This is a genomic window from Okeania sp. SIO3I5 (genome assembly GCF_010672085.1).
Classification (GTDB): Bacteria; Cyanobacteriota; Cyanobacteriia; order Cyanobacteriales; family Microcoleaceae; genus Trichodesmium.
The window spans coordinates 1-17,723 of record NZ_JAAHHT010000197.1 but is presented as its reverse complement, the minus strand read 5'-3'; the positions used below and the strand labels follow the sequence as shown (position 1 = coordinate 17,723).

Genomic DNA, 17,723 nt, shown 5'->3' with positions numbered 1-17,723 from the left:
CTCTAGCCCGAACTGTAGATAGGGCTGAGAGCTATACTACAAGCTTTAATTATAACAGGCGAACCCAGAAACCCGGTTTCTCGTAGATGTCTATGGTTAAAAACAAGGATTTACCGTAGAAACCGGGTTTCTTTGCGTAAGTCCTGATAATCTGTATATCCGTGGCCAAATCTGTGTCTGGCTCCTGCTGTTTTGCTCGGAAGTAAAGTTATAGCGCTACGCGCTAGGGAATAGGGAACAGGGAACAGGGAACAGGAAACTATCCAAGGGTTTCAGGATTTAGAACTGTCCTAACCTTTGCTTCGACTGCTATATAATGGGAAATGAGGTTTAAGTAAGTCTGGGAAAGACGGATTGAATAGATAGAATAATCTTCTAAAGGTTAATAGTGAACTATGGATGAACAAAATTATTTAGATTTCTTGAGGAAGGTATCTGAGGCGATCGCCAACAGCAATAGCGACCCCAAAGTAGCCTTCCCACTTTTACAAGCTAACCTAGACAAACTTGACAATAACTTTGTTCGCTTCCTACAAACCTGGGCAACAGCTAAACTCTCAGAAGTAGAAACAGACACAACAGAATTCACTGCCAAGACTATTTGGGATCTCAGCTACTGCCTCAGCAACTTCCCACTCAGCGACAAAGCAAATAACATGGAAATCGTGATTGCTGGTTACGAAGCAGTGCTAAAAGTCTTTACCCGCGAGGGTAACCGAGAAAATTGGGCAGCCATTCAAAACAATCTAGGCATTGCTTACTCTGACAGAATCAGAGGCAACCGGGCACAAAATCTGGAAAACGCTATTGCTACATACAATTTGGTGTTGGAAGTTTGTACTAAAGAAAGCTTCCCTATAGATTGGGCAACGACTCAATACAATCTAGGCATTGTCTACAGAAACAGAATCAGAGGCGACCGGGCACAGAATCTAGAAAATGCTATTGCTGCATATAATCTGGCTTTGGAAGTTTACACCAAAAAAGACTTCCCCATGTATTGGGCAATGACTCAAAACAACCGAGGCAATGCCTACAGAAACAGAATCAGAGGCGACCGGGCACAGAATCTGGAAAATGCTATTGCTGCATATAACCTGGCATTGGAAGTTTATACCAAAAAAGACTTGCCCAATACATGGGCAATGACTCAAAATAATCTAGGTATTGCCTACAAAAACAGAATCAGAGGCGACCGGGTACAGAATCTGGAAAATGCTATTGCTGCATATAATCTGACATTAGAAGTTTACACCAAAAAAGACTTGCCCATGTATTGGGCAATGACTCAAAACAATCTAGGTATTGCTTACAGTGACAGAATCAGAGGCAACCGGGCACAGAATCTAGAAAATGCCGTTGGAACTTACCAATCAGAAAATCTAGAATTGGCGATAGCTTCCCATAAAAAGGCTTTAGAAATCTACAACCTAGGCTCTACCTATAGTAACAAAATCCGTCACTACAGGGGTGAGAACCTGGAAAATCCCATTGAAGCTTTCCGATCAGAAAATCTAGAATTGGCGATCGCCGCCTATCAAAATGCCTCAGAAGTCTACACCCGTGAAGCCTTTCCTGAAGAATGGGCAGAAATTCAACATAACATTGGTAAACTACTCGTTCAGCAAGGAAAATGGTATGACGGACTATCCCACTTAGAACAAACCCTCGCCTTCTATCGCCAAACAGAAAACCTCGAATCTCGTGCAGATACAATCTATCAAATAGCACGCACCCATCATCTAATGAGTAACCTCGACAAAGCTCGCCTTCATTATTGCGACGCCCTCCGCATTTATCAACACATCAATAATCAACCAGGAATAGCTACTTGCAAAACTGGATTAGGTAGACTAATGATTTCCATTGGATATATCGACGATGCCTTACACGAATTAAACCAAGCTTGGCAAATCTATGATACAATCAACCACAAACTAGGAATTGAGAATACTCAGGAACTTATCCAATTTATTCACAAAATCAGAGAGAAACAATCAACATGAGTGAAGCAGATCAACTTTGGGATGAAACGGGCAACATATTCTCTAGCTGGAATCTTCAGGAAATACCTTTTTCTGAAAGTGCTTCTAGCTTGCGCTCAAACCTCGATAAAGTTTTCACAGGCCGCACCAACGAACTAAAGCAGATATTTAATTTGTTGCGGGGGCGCGAACGGAAGCGAATATTAGTCTACGGTTCGGTTGGTATTGGCAAAACAGCGTTTATTCTGGAAGTATTAAGCGTCTTGCAACGAAAAAGCACAGATACCCTCGCTACATATATTAGTCTCCCCACTGAAAAAACAGACTTAGCAACTGCTGCCCTGATTGCCCTAGCTCGAAGTATGCCAAACGATGAATGGGCGCAACAACAGTTAAAGCAAATGGGATTAATCAGTGAATTAACTCGCAAAACCAAGACAAAATTTGAAGGAAAAATCGCAGGTTTTGGAGGCAGTTTTGAAGAAGAAACCGAAACAGTTAACCCGCCTCAAATTCCCACACTTGCTTTTGAAGACTTATTAGACAGGGCGCTGCAAAAATATACTCGTGTTGTTGTTGCCATAGATGACTTAGACAAACAAGATCCAGATCGCGTCCGTCAACTATTACATAATGCTCAAGGAATGCTCAAAGGAGATGCTTGGTTTATATTAACAGGGCATCCTTCAGGTTTGACACGCGATCTGCTGATTAGCGAAAGAGGATTATTCGATCTGGCATTAGAAATCAAAGAATTAGATCAACCGACAACCTATCAAATGTTAATTAACTATCTGAGTAGCGCCCGCATCACAGAAACAGACAAAGATCCAGAAAACCCCGATACCGTTCATCCCTTTACCCTAGAAACAGCAAAACAACTCTGCCAACGTTCCGAAGGTATTCCCCGTTGGTTTAACCGCATCGCTCACTATGTATTACTAAAAGCAGCAGAATTAAACGCCGAAAAAATTACCCCAGAAGTATTTCTGGCAGGTTTAGAATACGTCAGTCAGGAACTACGGGGGCAGTCAGAATTGAGTCCAGAAGATTATTATGTACTTGACTTAATATTAGAAAGAGGATTATTGTCAGACACCAGCGCCACAATGAATGATTTGAAGCGGATGAGAGTGCAAGAATTTAGTCAACTGTTACCGATAATAGATAAGTTAGTGCAACATGACTTAGTGCGTCGCTTACCCACAGATAAATCTACCGAATATCGAGCAAACCCAATACTTTTGCCACCGTCAAAGGAGTAGGGAAGTTATTTCAGTTATCAGTTATCAGTTATCAGTTGAGGTTTTGGACGTCTCGGTTGAGATTTGAAACCTCTCGGTTGGGGTTTGAAACCTCTCAGTTCAGGTTTGAAACCTCTCAAATCTTGCTGTTGTAGAATATAATTTGCCAGACTTAAAATCAAAAATTGTACAAATTTTATCAGAAATAGATCAATAATGAGGCTTGAAAACACAATTCTATACTAAAGCGATCGCTCCCTCCTCCATTCCTTTTGATTAACTCATGCTAAAATAGCAATGACAGGACTTACGCAAAGAAACCCGGTTTCTACGCTAAATCATTGTTTCTGACAATAAATATATACGAGAAACCGGGTTTCTGGGTTCCTCTGCGTAAGTCCTGAATGAAAAACAGCAGCCAATTCTCAAATATATGCAAAAGTTGCCAACTCCAACAACCAACCCTCAACTACAAGAAATAACTGCCCAAACTCGGCAGGGATTAGAAAAAATTTACGGCGAACAACTAGAGAAATTAGTTCTGTTTGGATCTCAAGCAAGAGGCGATGCCAGACTAGACTCAGATATAGATATTCTGATCATTCTCAAAAATTCCTTCGACTACTCTCAAGAAAGCGATCGTATTAGTTTTTTAATCGCAGATATCTGCTTAGAGTACAACGTCTTAATTAGCTGTGCCTTTGCCACCAGCGAACAATTCCAACATCACAATAGCCGATTTTTCCGTAACGTCCGTGCAGAGGGCATAACTCTATGACGCCAGAACAACAGATACTATTAGATAAAGCAGCTAGAAGTCTACAAGCAGCACGGCAGCTCAACAATACAGGTTTTTCCGAATTTGCAGCTTCCCGTGCCTATTACGCTATGTTTTATGTAGCCACCGCATTTCTGGAAGGAGAAGGACTATCCTACACCCGACACTCAGCCGTCATTGCTGCCTTTGGTAGGGAATTTACTCGGACTCAACGAATTCCAGTAGAATATCATCGTTACCTTATTGATGCAGAAAGAATTCGTGTGAGGGGTGACTACGACTTAGAACCGAATATTAAGGAAACTGAGGCAGAAGAACTCATATCTCGCGCTGATGAAATTCTCAATTTTGCCTCTACCAACGTTGATTCACTACCGCCTTAGCTAGCTGAAATCGTAAGCCTATTAAGAGTGATAATTTTAGGGGAAAAAATTACTCCCCTGCTTCCTACTTCCCTACTCCTTTATCAGTTATCAGTTATCAGTTATCAGTGATTAGTAAACAGGTCAATAATTTCTTCAGGAAGAGGATAGTTAAAGTCATCTGGTACAACAAATTCACCTTCACATAAACCAATAGGACGAGGTTGTTTTTGCTTTGGATTTGGAGGAGATTGACGTAACTTGTCTTTCAACTGATTAATAACTATTTCTCCATTTATTCCTTCACCTCGTCTGATTTCTTCAATAGCTATATCTACTTTTTCTTGGGTTTCTTCTATCCATATTTGATAGTTTCTATCCCGTTCTTCTAATAATCTAAAAGCTTCGACAATAACTTCATTGGCATCTTGATATCTGCCACTTTTTACTTTTTGTTGGATCAAGTCAATTTGTTCTGAATTTAAACTAATATTCATTGGTAATTTTTACACATAAACTACACTAACAGGACTTACGAAAAATATCAAATCATACACCATGTGTAGTGGCGATTCGCGAATCGCCACTACTAGAATCGCTACTACTAGATATGCTGGTTCTGGGTAAGTCCTGACTAAGATAAATTATAACTTGCCTGTCTAATTTTTTTTGAATTGTTCTAATTTTTTTCTAATCAAAATATCAACTTCTTCAATTTCAGCAATTGACTTTGGAATATCAAAAGTCTCTGTTGGAGCTTTAGAAGTTAAGCGATCGACAAATATATGAAATGCTTTTTTATCATTAGGGTGAGCAATAACATAAGCTCTAAGTTGAGCTTTATTCATACTATTAAAATCTGGCTTTATCATAAGAATCTCCAAGTACCATCGAGATGTATTTCTATTTCGATATTATCTCCTGCCAAGATAAATAAATTACCTGTTCGTTCGTCTATACAAACAATAAAAATAGGAATGAAATGTATTAGTTAAAGATTGACAGAGTATGACACATATAATGCTTTATTTAGCAGTTGGCAAGTTTGTTTATCTCGTACCTTGTATTATTCTGTTGCTGTTAACTTCATGTTTAATTACTACTAACTTTTCGGACAGTACCAGTAGCTGCGTAGTTTTCATCACCAGTTTGATTTTTGTAGTAATAGTTCAATTTTCTTCTAGAAACAAACTCAAGTGTAACATACCCTCGATTCACACAAGATGATTTTCCATAGGTAATATTTTCAAATAATTCAATCTTTTCCTCTGTAAGTTTCTGAAGTGTTAATTCACCTCCGCATATTAAAGAAGGATAAGCAATGGTTCCAACAATGGAATCAATTGATCCAGGAATTAGTGCTAGAAAAATTGACCACTCACTACCTGTATTTTGAACACCAGAACCTTCCCAAACACCAACAAAGCTGGATGGAAAATTGTCATACTCTTGTGCATTAACGTTTTTGGGAGTGTTATTGAAGAATGTTTCTAGTAAAAATACTAAGGATATAGTAATTAACAAAGTTATAAAATAGCGATTTTTCCTCATCTGAATAACCATTAATTTTTTTTCATTATTTAATAAATTACCGCATCCGATATATCTAGCAAGGTTAAACAACTGTTCACACCTAAATATAATGTATATAATATTTTGTGCAAATCCTGAAAATTTTTACTGGCGAAATAAAAGCTCCCATTGTATTCATAGCAAGAATGTAGGGGCGAATGGCCATTCGCCCCTACCATATTATTACCTTTTCACCAACTCTATCTCCTCTTGTTTCCTAAACACCAAACCACCATCTATACAATCAATTACCACAACATCCCCACCAACAAATTTATTCTCCAAAATGTGATTTGCCAAAGGATTTTCTAACTGTCGTTGAATTGCTCGTTTCAAAGGTCTTGCTCCATAAACCGGGTCATATCCCACTTCAGTAATGTGGTCTAAAGTCGCATCAGTCAACTTCAAACTAATCTTTTGTTCTCCTAATAATCGTTCAATTCTCTTCACTTGAATTGCCACAATTTGACGTAATTCACTCTTCCTTAAAGTATGGAACAAAATAATCTCATCTACCCTATTTAAAAATTCCGGGCGGAAATGTTTTCTCAACCCTTTCATCACCCGCTGATACATTTCCTCATACTTAGAATCATCTCCCGCCACATCTAAAATATACTCACTGCCAATATTACTCGTCATCACAATTACAGTGTTGCTAAAATCAACCACCCGACCTTGAGAATCAGTAATTCGACCATCATCCAATACCTGCAACAAAACATTAAAAACATCTGGGTGCGCTTTTTCCACCTCATCAAACAACACCAAAGAATAAGGATGTCGCCTTACTGCTTCCGATAACTGACCTCCTTGATCATAACCAACATATCCAGGAGGCGCACCCACCAACCGAGAAACGGCGTGTTTCTCCATGTATTCCGACATATCAATTCGTACTAAAGCATCATCCCGATCAAACAAAAACTGCGCTAACGCCCGCGCTAACTCAGTTTTACCAACCCCAGTCGGACCTAAAAACATAAACGAACCAATAGGTTTTCCTGGGTCTTTGATTCCTGCTCTCGCCCTTCTAATAGCTGCTGCTACAACTTCCACTGCTTCCGACTGCCCAATAACTCTTTGATGTAGATGTTTTTCCAGTTGCAGTAACTTCTGGCGTTCCGACTCCAATAAACGATTGACCGGAATCCCAGTCCACTTAGCAACAATTGTCGCAATATCCGCATCAGTCACCTGTTCTCGGAGGAGAGAGGAACCTTGAGCTTGCACTTTTAATAACTCCGCTTCCTTAGCTTCGCGATCGCGATGTACAGTTTCCAATTCCCCATATTTTAACTTAGCTGCCGTATTCAGATCGTAAGCTCGTTCTGCTTGTTCTATTTGTACTTTTATTTTATCTTCTTCTGCTTTCAGGGAGTTAATAGCATTCAACAACTCTTTTTCCCCAGACCATTTAGAGGAAAATTTTTCCTGTTTTTGCTTCAAAATATTAATTTCATTAGTAATGCTTTGTAAAGCGGGAGATACTTTTGCAGGTAGAGTCGCTTCAGCATTTTTATTTTTATTACTGCCTTGCAACTCTCCTTCAATAGAAAGTTTCTCCATTTCCAACTGCATTATCCGTCTGTCAATAGCTTCTAACTCCACTGGTTTAGAAGTAATTTCCATTTTCAACTGAGCAGCAGCTTCATCTACCAAATCGATCGCCTTATCTGGCAAAAAGCGGTCAGAAATATAACGGTTAGACAAAGTCGCAGCAGCAACCAAAGCAGCATCAGTAATTTTGACACCGTGGTGAGTTTCATAACGGTCTTTCAACCCCCGCAAAATAGAAATAGTATCCTCAACACTAGGTTGACCAACCTCTACTTTTTGAAACCGACGTTCCAAAGCAGCATCCTTTTCTATATGTTTACGATATTCATCAATAGTCGTTGCACCAATACAACGTAACTCCCCACGAGCAAGCATTGGTTTAAGCAAATTTCCCGCATCTACACCAGAACCACTACCGCCACCCGAACCTGCACCAACAACAGTATGTAACTCATCAATAAACAGAACTATTTGACCCTCCGAGTTGGTAACTTCTCGCAAAACCGATCTGAGACGTTCCTCAAATTCTCCTCTAAACTTTGCACCAGCAATCAGACTACCCATATCCAGACTAATAAGTTGCCTTTCTTTCAGAGACTCTGGAACATCCCCATTAACAATACGTTGAGCTAAACCTTCAGCGATCGCTGTCTTACCCACCCCCGGTTCCCCAATCAGAACAGGATTATTTTTTGTCCGACGAGACAAACAACTAACCACACGCCGAATTTCTTCATCTCTACCAATAACTGGGTCAAGTTTACCTGCTTTAGCTAACTCCGTCAGATCGCGCCCATATTTTTCCAAAGCATCATAAGAAACTTCTGGGTTTTGGTCTTCGACTTTGCTGCTACCTCGAAATGCTTTAATAGTTGCCTCTAATTCTTCAAATTCAACTTTTGAGTTACTTTGGGGGCGTTCAAAACCAGGGCGACTTGGTAGTTGAGGAGCAGCACCACCAAGAAGTTTATTACCCAGACGTTTATCTTGGTGAAACGCAAGTACAAGGTGTTCAACAGCAATAAATTTATCTTCCCATTTTTCTCTAGCTGCATCTGCCAAGTCTAGAAACATTTCCAGACCTTGCCCTAAATAGAGATGTTCTATACTACCAACTTTAGGTTGGCGTTTAGTAAAAGCATCTATTTGTTTGAGGAGACTTTCTGGTTCTATACCAGCACGATTTAAAATTTTATTAGCTGTACCTTGTTGTTCTAAAAGAGCAATAATTAGGTGTTCTACTTCTAATTGTTGGTTTTGGTAGCGTTTAGCAATATCTTGGGATTTTACTATAGCATCCCAGGCTTGTTCTGTAAATTTGCTTGGGTCAGTTGGCTGCATTTTAACTATTTTAAATTTTTTCCGATTTTTGTAAGCATTCAGCTATTAGCATTCAGCTCTCAGCTTTTGCTGACTGTTGACGATACAGAATACTTACAGATTTTTGATGGTACAAAACTTACGAATTTTTGGCGGTCAGGGTTTACCAGGCTGAAGAATCCCTATTAGTCCCGTAAGGGCAACGTCGGGAGTATGTCAATAAATATACTAATCCTAATGATTTGTGAAAAAAACTGTAGGGGTTTGGTCTCCAAACCCAAGCCAAAATAGGGATTTGGAAACCAAACCCCTACGATAAAATATTACAACCTATTTAGGATTGCTATATAGAATTTTTGCATAAGTCCTGTGTTCAGCAATTAACAATTAATAATTAATGATTAATAATTAGCTCTCCCTAAAAGGGAGATGATTGACGAAGAAGGAAAAAAATTTATTTTTTACCTTTTCAAGGGGAAGCTTTTCACCTGAATTTTTCACCTGAATTTTTCACCTAAATCATTAATAATTAGGGCTTGTTGATTAAATCTAAAAGTATTTAAAGATAAAGGTTTTAGCCGTTTTAGGTCTTGAAAAAGTACAAGATTTTTGCTCTAAAAAGCTTAAAAAGTTAGAATTTTGGGTTAACGCGAGGCAGAAAAACCAAGGGATAATTCTTCCTCCTGCCTTCTCTAAATTCTTTACTCCTCCAGTATCGAGTCTCCTTTCTCCTGACTCCTACCCTCACCCATAAGATTTTTTCAGCAAACCCTAATTATTCGGTAATTAAATAAAATTATTGCTATATGCTAGGTAGGTTTAATTTTACTGTGGGTTAGTTTAACCCTAGTATTTCCTAAAAAAGGAAGAAGGAAGATATATTTTAGGTTTAACTCCAGATTGTATTTATCTCTTCAATAAGTCTATGATTTTGCCAAATCATGACAAAATATCATACATTTTAGCCTTATATTTTTCCCATCAAAATGTTTACTATAAATCAACCCTTCCTTAGTCTTTCATCTCAAAGAAAGATAGCCAAAAATAGTATTTAACTTTCAGTATAATTAAAGTAAAAATTTAACTTCTGACTTCTAACTTCTAACTTCCTTAACTTCTTCTCTCCTCCCTCTTCCGTAATATGTTAATTCGTAGCAGTTGCAACTTCTTTTTCTGAGCTGCTACTGTGACTACTTAAATCAATTAGTTCTACTTTATATCCATTTGGATCTTCCACAAAAGCAATAACTGTGGAACCATGTTTCATTGGCCCTGGTTCCCTACTAACTTTGCCTCCTTGTGCTTTGATTTGTTCACAAGTGCTATAAATATCATCAACACCCAAGGCAATATGGCCATAAGCATTGCCCAAATCATATTTATCAGTACCCCAGTTATAGGTTAGTTCTAATACTGTATGATCTGACTCATCGCCATAACCAACAAAGGCCAGAGTAAATTCGCCACCAGGATAGTCTTTCTGACGTAGTAGTTTCATACCGAGGACATCGCAGTAGAATTTGAGGGATTCTTCTAAGTTGTTGACTCGTAGCATGGTGTGTAATAACCGCATGGTTTACTCCTTATTCTTTGACTACACCTATATTGTGAGGCAATTTGGTTAATATTGGGAGTAGAAGTTAGAATTTAGAATTCAGAATTTAGAATTTAGAAGTCAGAAGTTCAATTCTTGCCATTGACTCAGAAATAAACTCTCAAACCTCCCAGTCAAAAGTTTGAATTCAAAATTCAAAATTCAAAAGTTCAAATTCAAAAGTTAAATTCTTGCTATTGACTCAGAAATCAGCTCTCAAACCTCCCAGTCAGAAGTTGGAATTCAAAATTCAAAATTCAAAAGTTCAAATTCAAAAGTTAAATTCTTGCTATTGACTCAGAAATCAGCTCTCAAACCTCCCAGTCAGAAGTTGGAATTCAAAATTCAAAAATTAAATTCTTGCTATTGACTCAGAAATCAGCTCTCAAACCTCCCAGTCAAAATTCAGAAGTCAGAAGTTATAAGTTAAAAGTTTTAATTAAAGCTGAATGATGAATTTTGAATGCTGAATGCTATCAGTGATAACTAATAACTGAATTTTCAATTGTCAAAAATTAAGATACTCAGTGATATTTTGACTTCTATTTTTTTTAATAACTAGGATTACTAACTTCCTCTAATTTAAGTTTTCTTGCTGTTACAGCCTGATCGATTTTTTTAACTCCTTCTAATGAGATTAATGACTTACATTGACTAACTAAACTCTTCCAATTTAGCAATGTTTCTACTGAGTTAGAATCCTCTATTTGTTTGACATAAAACTGTGCCCAAAACTTAGGTACATATTTTTGTTTTCTAGTTTTTATTCGCTTTCGCCATTTAGCAAAATCTCCTTTTCTTGGTGGTTCTACTCCTAAAACTGGTGGCATATCTGCATAACTGACAAATCTACTTTTTCCTTTTCCTACAACATGAATGACATATTTCCAACAGCTAATTTTATAGATATTGTCTGATTTAATTCCTAAATGAAATGATAATGCATCTCTAGTTACAAATCTACCCAAAGGATTCGTAGAAGTATATTTATTTTCCATAGTTGCTTTCATAAAATATACCTGAAGGTTAAATATATTATTATGGCCTGAGTTTTTAATTTTTTTATTTATAGTTCTATCTTAAATAAGACTTGGCTATTTTGTCAACATACTTTTTAGTCAAAAGTTAAAAGTCAAAAGTCAAAAGTAATTTCTTTAACTTAAAGACTAAAAATTATAGCCTTACACACAACCACATAACTCTGAACTTTTAAATTTTAAATTTTGAATTTTGAATTCCATGTATTTAGGTATGGAAAATTCACAAGCCAGATCACTCTTAACTTTTGAATTTTGAATTTTGAATTTTGAATTCCATACTATCTCCCGCATGATATGAACTACGCACCAAAGGGCCAGAACGAACATGAGAAAAGCCCATTTGTTTAGCGATCGCCCCAAGCTGCTCAAATTCTTCTGGTGTCCAATATTTTTGTACGGGCAAATGTGCTAGGGAAGGTCGCATATACTGGCCTAAAGTTATGCGATCGCATCCCGCTGCTCTCAAGTCTGTCATTGCCTCTACCACTTCAGTTTCCGTTTCTCCATGTCCCAACATTAATCCAGACTTAGTAGGAATACTAGGGTTTAACTCCTTAACAATTCGCAATACATCAAGCGATCGCTCATACCTTGCCCCACGACGGACAGAACGTTGTAACCTAGAGACCGTTTCAATATTATGGTTATAACAAGCAGGTTCAGCATTTACCACAACCTCAATTCGTCCTCTTTGCCGTCTAGCTTGAGAAACAGACAACTTCTCAGTCCCCAGTTCATCCCTACCACCCCAAAAATCAGCAGTCAAAACCTCTATTTTCGCCATTGGGTTCCGCTCTCTAATAGCTGTCATTGTTGCCACAAACCAACCAGCACCACCATCAGACAAATCATCCCTAGCTACAGAAGTCAATACCACATACTGCAAACCCAACAACTCCACAGCTTCAGCTACTTTTTGTGGTTCCTCCGGGTCCAAGGGCATTGGAGCGTGACCCTTATCCACTTGACAAAAAGCACAAGACCTGGTACAGGTAGGACCCATCAACAAAAAAGTAGCAGTCTTTTGGGCATAACATTCCCCTCGGTTAGGACAGCGACCTTCCTCACAAATTGTATGGAGCTGACGCTGCTTGATAATTTTTTGTACAGTAGAAATATCACTAGCTTTACCCAAAGAAGGTCGCAGCCACTTTGGCATACTCCGAATCTGGGCTTTCATCTCATTTAATTGACCATTCTTTTGTAGCCTTGACATTTTTTTGACGTTGCGCAATTGTAATAATGGGGAATTTATCAGTCTCATCGACTTAGGTTTTCTGTTTATGACCATTTTCTGAATTCAAAATTCAAAATTCAAAGTTCAAAAATTTTGGTTCTAAGTCAATTTCAATAATTGTTTAATTTAAGAATTCTTTTTCTCGTTCTTGAGAACGAAAAAATCAAAAATATTTTCCTGATTTTAAGCCTCTGCCTAAAGTCAGAGGTTATAGTTTTGAATTAATAATTTTTAATTGATTTGACATACCTGCGTGCAAAGCCTTTACATCTTTAGAATTGATAGAATGGTTGCTCTACAGAAAGTCCCTAATTCGACAGCTATCTTAGTCAATGCTAGACCAAGAAGCCCTAGTATAATAACATAAAAATGTAAGAAGCGCAACATTGATTGTTCTGCCCATACAACGCTCCATTAAAAAAAAAAGTGCGGATTTTTGAGCTAAAGTTATAATAAAAAAATTAAAAATAATAATTTTATAGGTTTTTGTATTAGAACAAATGAATATAAAAGCCAGGATTTAGCTATACTTATGGCTGATTATTTAACGAAGTCAGTAGTCAGTAGTCAGTAGGGGCGATTCGCTTGCTCGCCCCTACAGAATTTGTTTTTGTAACGGGGATTAGAGTAACGCTCCAAAAAGATTTTGCCTTAAAAGGCGGGGTTTTAGACCCAATTTTTTTGATAAATATAGATAAGATTAATTTGAAAACACCAACTCATCACTGGAGGCGCAAGTCGTGGCAGGACACAAAATTTTAGTTATTGATGATAGTAAAGTTATTAGAGTTAGAGTCAAGGAAATGCTTCCTCAAGGAAACTTTAATGTTCTCGAAGCAAAGGATGGCCAAGAGGGACTGAAATTTATTGTCAAGGAACGTCCTAACTTGATTATGTTGGATTTTCTGCTGCCTAAAGTTACTGGTTGGGAGGTGTTTCAAAAAATTCAATCCAATGAAAAATTGAAAAAGATTCCTTTAGTCCTAATGTCAGGTCGTAAGGAAGAAGTAGCAGAAAAAATTCCCGAACCCTTTGAAAAACATTATTTTGCTTTTCTAGAGAAACCTTTTGAGAAAAAAGAATTAACAGCAGCTATTCAATTAGCATTTAAGTTGGCCAAAGAGCGCCCTGCTGATGATACTGCTGAGAAGGTAGAATCAGGAGATGGTTCTGGCACAACTGAGGCATTGGAAGCTAAAGTTAAGAAAATGGAAGCTGAAATTGCGGCATTGAAAAAACAAATGAATCAACTTGTGACTATTGTTAAACAAAAGTTGAAGTAGATCAAAATTCAAAATTCAAAATTCAAAATTCAAAAGTAGGCATGGAGTCCAGTAGTAGACTGTTTCATTTTAAATGTTGCAATAGATGTAGGTTGGGTTGAGGTGCTCACACGGATTATGCCACGGATATACGGATTAAGAGGTATGACGAAACCTAACAACAATCTTCCCCTCCTGGAAGGGGTTAGGGGTGGGTCCCGTACAGACCTTGCATAACAAAAATGCGTTTCATATCGCTCCGCGTTTCGCTGTCGCGACATGGAAAGCGGAGCAGTCCGTCAGGATAAATCGGAGCTTTGCGTCAGCAAAACGTCCCTACCCTACTCCCTAATGCACTAATGCACAGTTTTAGCTGAAATGCTCCACTAGACTGACATATCTAAAATGGTACAATAGGTGTAGGTTGGGTTGAGGTGCTCACACGGATTATGCCACGGATATACGGATTAAGAGGTATGACGAAACCTAACAACAATCTTCCCCGACTCGGAGGGGTTAGGGGTGGGTCCCGTACAGACCTTGCATAACAAAAATGCGTTTTCATAATAGTCATGCTCCGCGACATGAAAAGCGCTAGCTTATCCGTTAGGATAAACCCGACAGTAGTAAGGTTGTGTTGGGTTTCACTCCGTTCAACCCAACCTACATTTTTAGGTGTATTTTTCTACCCACCCAGACCACACTTTCCACACTCCCCACACTTCCTTCTTACTTCCTTTTTCCTTTTCCTTCTTCCTTCATTCAATTATGCTTTTAGACTCAGAATTTCTCGCTCAACTCAAAAATTCTACGCCTCGACTACTTAATTTACTGGCAGGTTTTTCTCAAGTTGAGGTGTTAGTAGTGGGAGATTTAACCCTGGATGAATTTATGACTGGTCAGGTGGAACGGATATCTCGCGAAGCACCTGTATTAATTTTGCGTCACAAAACTACGGAGCGAGTACCAGGGGGTGGAGCTAATGCGGTTTATAATTTGGCTAAGTTGGGCGCTAAGGTTAAGGTTGTTGGTTTGGTGGGAAAAGATGAGCAGGGTATGGCGCTGCGTCAGATTTTTGAATCTGCTGGAGTTGATACTACGGGAATTTTGGTTGACTCTAAGCGCCCTACGGTGACTAAAACTAGAATTTCTGCTCATGCTCGTCAGTCTGTGACTCAACAAATTGTTAGGGTGGATCGAAAGTCTGACGAACTGCCGGATGTCGATCTACAATTACAGTTGGCGGAGTCTATCCAGCAACAAGTTGGTATGGTGGATGCTGTAGTTTGTTCTGACTATGGAGATGGTGTTCTGACAAAACCAACTATTGAGGCAACTATTTTTCATTCTCACAGAACTATTGTTGATACTCAGAAAAATTTGGAACGTTACAGGGGTGCAAGTTTATTTACTCCTAATCTTCCGGAGGCGGAGAATGCGGTGGGATATGCTATTTCTGATTTTGAGAGTCTTTATCGGGCAGGGTGCGATCTGTTGGAGTTGACGGATGCACGGCAAATTTTGATTACCCGTGGTGATGAAGGAATGAGTTTGTTCGATCGCCTGCCTCCTTCTGAGTTTTCTCCTCCTGGTTTGACTATTTCTGGAAATGGGGGTGCGACTATCTATTGTTGGCATATTCCTGCTTTTAACCGGACTGATGTTTTTGATGTGACTGGTGCTGGCGATACGGTTGTTGCAGCTTTGACTTTAGCTTTGGGTGCTGGTGCTTCGACTTGGGAAGCGGCGGTGATGGGAAATTTGGCAGCTAGTGTGGTGGTGCGTACGTTTGGTACGGCGACTACTACGGTGGATGAATTGTGGGAGACTTTGAAAGTGTTGGTGGGGTAGGAAAACCTAACCCCCCTGTCCCCTTCCCTCCAAGGGGATGGGGGTGTAAAAACCTCTCTCCTTGCAGGAGAGAGGTTTTTAGTTGACAAACAGTTTCTATTTGACAGAACATTATTATCAGGACTTACGCAAGGACACTATATAGGGTTTGCTGAAAAAAGCAAAGAGTGGGAAGTGTGGGAGGTGTCGGAAGTGTGGGAGGTGTCGGAAGTGTGAGAAGTGTGGGAAGTGTGGGAGGTGTCGGAAGTGTGGGAAAGTAGGAGAAATAATTTTTCCTTGATTTTTCTGCCTCGCGTTATCCCAAAATCCTCACTTTATGCAGCTCTTTTCACCGACAAACTGATACTTTTTCACGACTTACAGCGCTTTTCAAATCAATAAACCACATTGTCACAAGTAATATAGAATCCGGGTAATTAGTTATCGTATTACTGAGGAGTAATGAGTAATGAGTAATGAGTAAGGAGTAAGGAGTTAGGAGTTAGGAGTTAGGAGTTAGGAGGTAGGAGGTAGGAGTTAGGAGTAAGAAAGGAAATGAAAATGCATAAATTTTTAAATTCGTATTCATGCTTAACATATTTTAGTTGAGGAAGTAATTTTGCGATTACTGTATAACCGGATTTTATATAAAATATGGTAGGGGCGATTTCCTAACGGGACTTAAACAAAATAAACCCCCCAAAAACAGGCTCAAATATAGACAGGCAAAGGCTTTTACTTTCAAAAAGCATAAATCTTGAATTACCAACGGTTCTAGCCATTTTTAGGGCATCGACGTAATTCCCTTATCTAGAGAGACTTGGAGGCATTTTTCCTACCAGAAAATGTTTAAGTACCACTAAGGTCATGCTCCTAATTACGCGGAAAGCGACAGCATTCGGAACGAAATCGCCCCTACTGTGGTTCACCCAAATAAAAATCACTGTAAAATGGCTAAAACCTTTATCTGTAAATACTTTTAGATTTAATCAGCAAGCTCTATATAGATCCCAAATGGATTCTATGATATAAGATCCGGTTGAATACTTGTTATATAGTTGGGGGGATAGGGAGATGGGGGGATGGGAAGATGGGGAGTAGAAAGTGTAGATAGAATTATGAACATATACTATATAACCGGATTCTATATGATTGCGAAGTGTGGGAGGTGTCGGAGGTGTGGGGAGTGTGGGAAGTACAGGACTCAAAAAATCTAGGATTGTAAATATTCTCTGATATAGAATCCGGTTATACAGTCATTGCAAAATTACTTTCTCTTAATACAGATGTTCTACTGAATACAAATTTAAAAATTCATGCTATTCCAATATTTTATTTCTCCGTACGGACGTTGCTTGAGCATTAATGCGTTACATGTCGCGCAGCGATACGTCCCTACCCTACTCCCCTACTCCCTACTCCCTCTAGACATCTCCAGAAAAGAGGAAACAGCGGATCTGGGAACAGGAAAAAAGAATAGATAATTTCAAATGGGAGAATTGATTTGATTTTGAATTTTCGGAGATGTCTAATATTTCGACCACGATAGACTAGAGTTCGTTCGCTTTCGTGGATAAGTTTAAGGGTTTGATAATTGGTGATTTTTATGTTTTTTTTCTCCATCATTGACTTGGTTTGTTCTTAATTCTAATTTTTCTGATATTTATCTCTAGTTTACTTGATTTGTTGCCGAAACTCTAGCGAGTAGAAATATTTACAGTTGTTTGTTTGAATCATCAATGTCACCATAATGCTTGTTTGATAGTTATCGCTCAAGTTTAAAGGAGGGCGAGATTTTATTTAGGAATCACGATGGCTTTGTTGCACAAAGGAAGGAAATAGGGTAAAAATAATAGTGCATGGCACGAAAAACCTACACCAAAGTAGATATGAGTAAGTCCAAGTCCAAGTCCAAGTCTAAGTCCAAGTACCGGGTTAG

At 38.7% G+C, this 17,723-nt stretch carries 15 protein-coding genes; 7 read left to right on the top strand and 8 right to left on the bottom strand.

The genetic code is table 11. The features are described 5' to 3' along the window. Window positions 1-395 precede the first annotated feature (395 nt). The 4 genes from F6K40_RS30275 (at window position 396) to F6K40_RS30260 (ending at window position 4,390) form a co-directional block, all read left to right on the top strand. Entirely contained in the window at window positions 396-2,006 is a 1,611-nt protein-coding gene (locus F6K40_RS30275; RefSeq protein WP_293141278.1) for a tetratricopeptide repeat protein, read from the top strand. Next, a complete protein-coding gene (locus tag F6K40_RS30270; RefSeq protein ID WP_293141276.1) occupies window positions 2,003-3,250 on the top strand; it encodes an ATP-binding protein in 1,248 nt (415 codons plus the stop codon). The genes F6K40_RS30275 and F6K40_RS30270 overlap by 4 nt, the downstream gene beginning before the upstream one ends. Window positions 3,251-3,662: 412 nt before the next feature. Then, window positions 3,663-4,007 carry a nucleotidyltransferase domain-containing protein gene (locus F6K40_RS30265; protein ID WP_293141274.1) on the top strand — a complete coding sequence of 115 codons (345 nt, stop codon included), beginning with the start codon at window positions 3,663-3,665 and terminating at the stop codon, window positions 4,005-4,007. Continuing rightward, window positions 4,004-4,390, top strand: coding sequence for a HEPN domain-containing protein (locus F6K40_RS30260; protein WP_293141272.1), 387 nt, complete (start codon window positions 4,004-4,006; stop codon window positions 4,388-4,390). The genes F6K40_RS30265 and F6K40_RS30260 overlap by 4 nt, the downstream gene beginning before the upstream one ends. 104 nt (window positions 4,391-4,494) lie before the next feature. On the opposite strand, the gene F6K40_RS30255 is transcribed toward F6K40_RS30260, so the two are convergent. The 8 genes from F6K40_RS30255 to lipA form a co-directional block, all read right to left on the bottom strand. Beyond that, window positions 4,495-4,866 carry a ribbon-helix-helix domain-containing protein gene (locus tag F6K40_RS30255; protein WP_293141270.1) on the bottom strand — a complete coding sequence of 124 codons (372 nt, stop codon included), beginning with the start codon at window positions 4,864-4,866 and terminating at the stop codon, window positions 4,495-4,497. A 162-nt stretch (window positions 4,867-5,028) separates the two neighbouring features. After that, a complete protein-coding gene (locus tag F6K40_RS30250) occupies window positions 5,029-5,241 on the bottom strand; it encodes a DUF6887 family protein (protein ID WP_293141268.1) in 213 nt (70 codons plus the stop codon). After that, window positions 5,238-5,336, bottom strand: a complete 99-nt coding sequence (locus F6K40_RS41460) for a DUF6888 family protein (protein ID WP_375340608.1) — start codon at window positions 5,334-5,336, stop codon at window positions 5,238-5,240. Before F6K40_RS41460 ends, F6K40_RS30250 begins: the two co-directional genes overlap by 4 nt. 125 nt (window positions 5,337-5,461) lie before the next feature. Beyond that, entirely contained in the window at window positions 5,462-5,992 is a 531-nt protein-coding gene (locus tag F6K40_RS30245; RefSeq protein ID WP_293141266.1) for a hypothetical protein, read from the bottom strand. Window positions 5,993-6,124: 132 nt separating this feature from the next. Then, window positions 6,125-8,842, bottom strand: a complete 2,718-nt coding sequence (gene clpB, locus F6K40_RS30240) for an ATP-dependent chaperone ClpB (RefSeq protein ID WP_293141265.1) — start codon at window positions 8,840-8,842, stop codon at window positions 6,125-6,127. 1,123 nt (window positions 8,843-9,965) lie between these two features. Further along, entirely contained in the window at window positions 9,966-10,394 is a 429-nt protein-coding gene (gloA, locus tag F6K40_RS30235; RefSeq protein WP_293141264.1) for a lactoylglutathione lyase, read from the bottom strand. A 572-nt stretch (window positions 10,395-10,966) separates the two neighbouring features. Then, on the bottom strand, window positions 10,967-11,425 hold the full coding sequence (locus F6K40_RS30230; protein WP_293141262.1) for a hypothetical protein: 459 nt from the start codon (window positions 11,423-11,425) through the stop codon (window positions 10,967-10,969). Between the two features lie 268 nt (window positions 11,426-11,693). After that, window positions 11,694-12,671: a lipoyl synthase gene (gene lipA, locus F6K40_RS30225; RefSeq protein ID WP_293141260.1), complete on the bottom strand. Its 978-nt coding sequence runs from the start codon at window positions 12,669-12,671 to the stop codon at window positions 11,694-11,696. Window positions 12,672-13,432: 761 nt separating this feature from the next. Here lipA and F6K40_RS30220 point away from each other — a divergent pair. The 3 genes from F6K40_RS30220 to F6K40_RS30210 all read left to right on the top strand — a co-directional run bounded on the left by F6K40_RS30220 (window position 13,433) and on the right by F6K40_RS30210 (window position 16,186). After that, the gene (locus F6K40_RS30220) at window positions 13,433-13,975 is read left to right on the top strand and encodes a response regulator (RefSeq protein WP_293141258.1); all 543 of its coding nucleotides are present in this window, start codon (window positions 13,433-13,435) and stop codon (window positions 13,973-13,975) included. A gap of 747 nt (window positions 13,976-14,722) precedes the next feature. Continuing rightward, window positions 14,723-15,805, top strand: coding sequence for a bifunctional heptose 7-phosphate kinase/heptose 1-phosphate adenyltransferase (locus F6K40_RS30215; RefSeq protein ID WP_293141256.1), 1,083 nt, complete (start codon window positions 14,723-14,725; stop codon window positions 15,803-15,805). 219 nt (window positions 15,806-16,024) lie between these two features. Further along, window positions 16,025-16,186: a hypothetical protein gene (locus F6K40_RS30210; RefSeq protein ID WP_293141254.1), complete on the top strand. Its 162-nt coding sequence runs from the start codon at window positions 16,025-16,027 to the stop codon at window positions 16,184-16,186. Window positions 16,187-17,723 lie beyond the last annotated feature (1,537 nt).

Bases quoted from the DNA above. Each gene is read 5' to 3' on its own strand.
- lipA (WP_293141260.1), bottom strand. From the start codon at position 12,671: ATGTCAAGGCTACAAAAGAATGGTCAATTAAATGAGATGAAAGCCCAG.
- F6K40_RS30230 (WP_293141262.1), bottom strand. From the start codon at position 11,425: ATGAAAGCAACTATGGAAAATAAATATACTTCTACGAATCCTTTGGGT.
- gloA (WP_293141264.1), bottom strand. From the start codon at position 10,394: ATGCGGTTATTACACACCATGCTACGAGTCAACAACTTAGAAGAATCC.
- F6K40_RS30275 (WP_293141278.1), top strand. From the start codon at position 396: ATGGATGAACAAAATTATTTAGATTTCTTGAGGAAGGTATCTGAGGCG.
- F6K40_RS30255 (WP_293141270.1), bottom strand. From the start codon at position 4,866: ATGAATATTAGTTTAAATTCAGAACAAATTGACTTGATCCAACAAAAA.
- F6K40_RS30250 (WP_293141268.1), bottom strand. From the start codon at position 5,241: ATGATAAAGCCAGATTTTAATAGTATGAATAAAGCTCAACTTAGAGCT.
- F6K40_RS30260 (WP_293141272.1), top strand. From the start codon at position 4,004: ATGACGCCAGAACAACAGATACTATTAGATAAAGCAGCTAGAAGTCTA.
- F6K40_RS30215 (WP_293141256.1), top strand. From the start codon at position 14,723: ATGCTTTTAGACTCAGAATTTCTCGCTCAACTCAAAAATTCTACGCCT.
- F6K40_RS30270 (WP_293141276.1), top strand. From the start codon at position 2,003: ATGAGTGAAGCAGATCAACTTTGGGATGAAACGGGCAACATATTCTCT.
- F6K40_RS30265 (WP_293141274.1), top strand. From the start codon at position 3,663: ATGCAAAAGTTGCCAACTCCAACAACCAACCCTCAACTACAAGAAATA.
- clpB (WP_293141265.1), bottom strand. From the start codon at position 8,842: ATGCAGCCAACTGACCCAAGCAAATTTACAGAACAAGCCTGGGATGCT.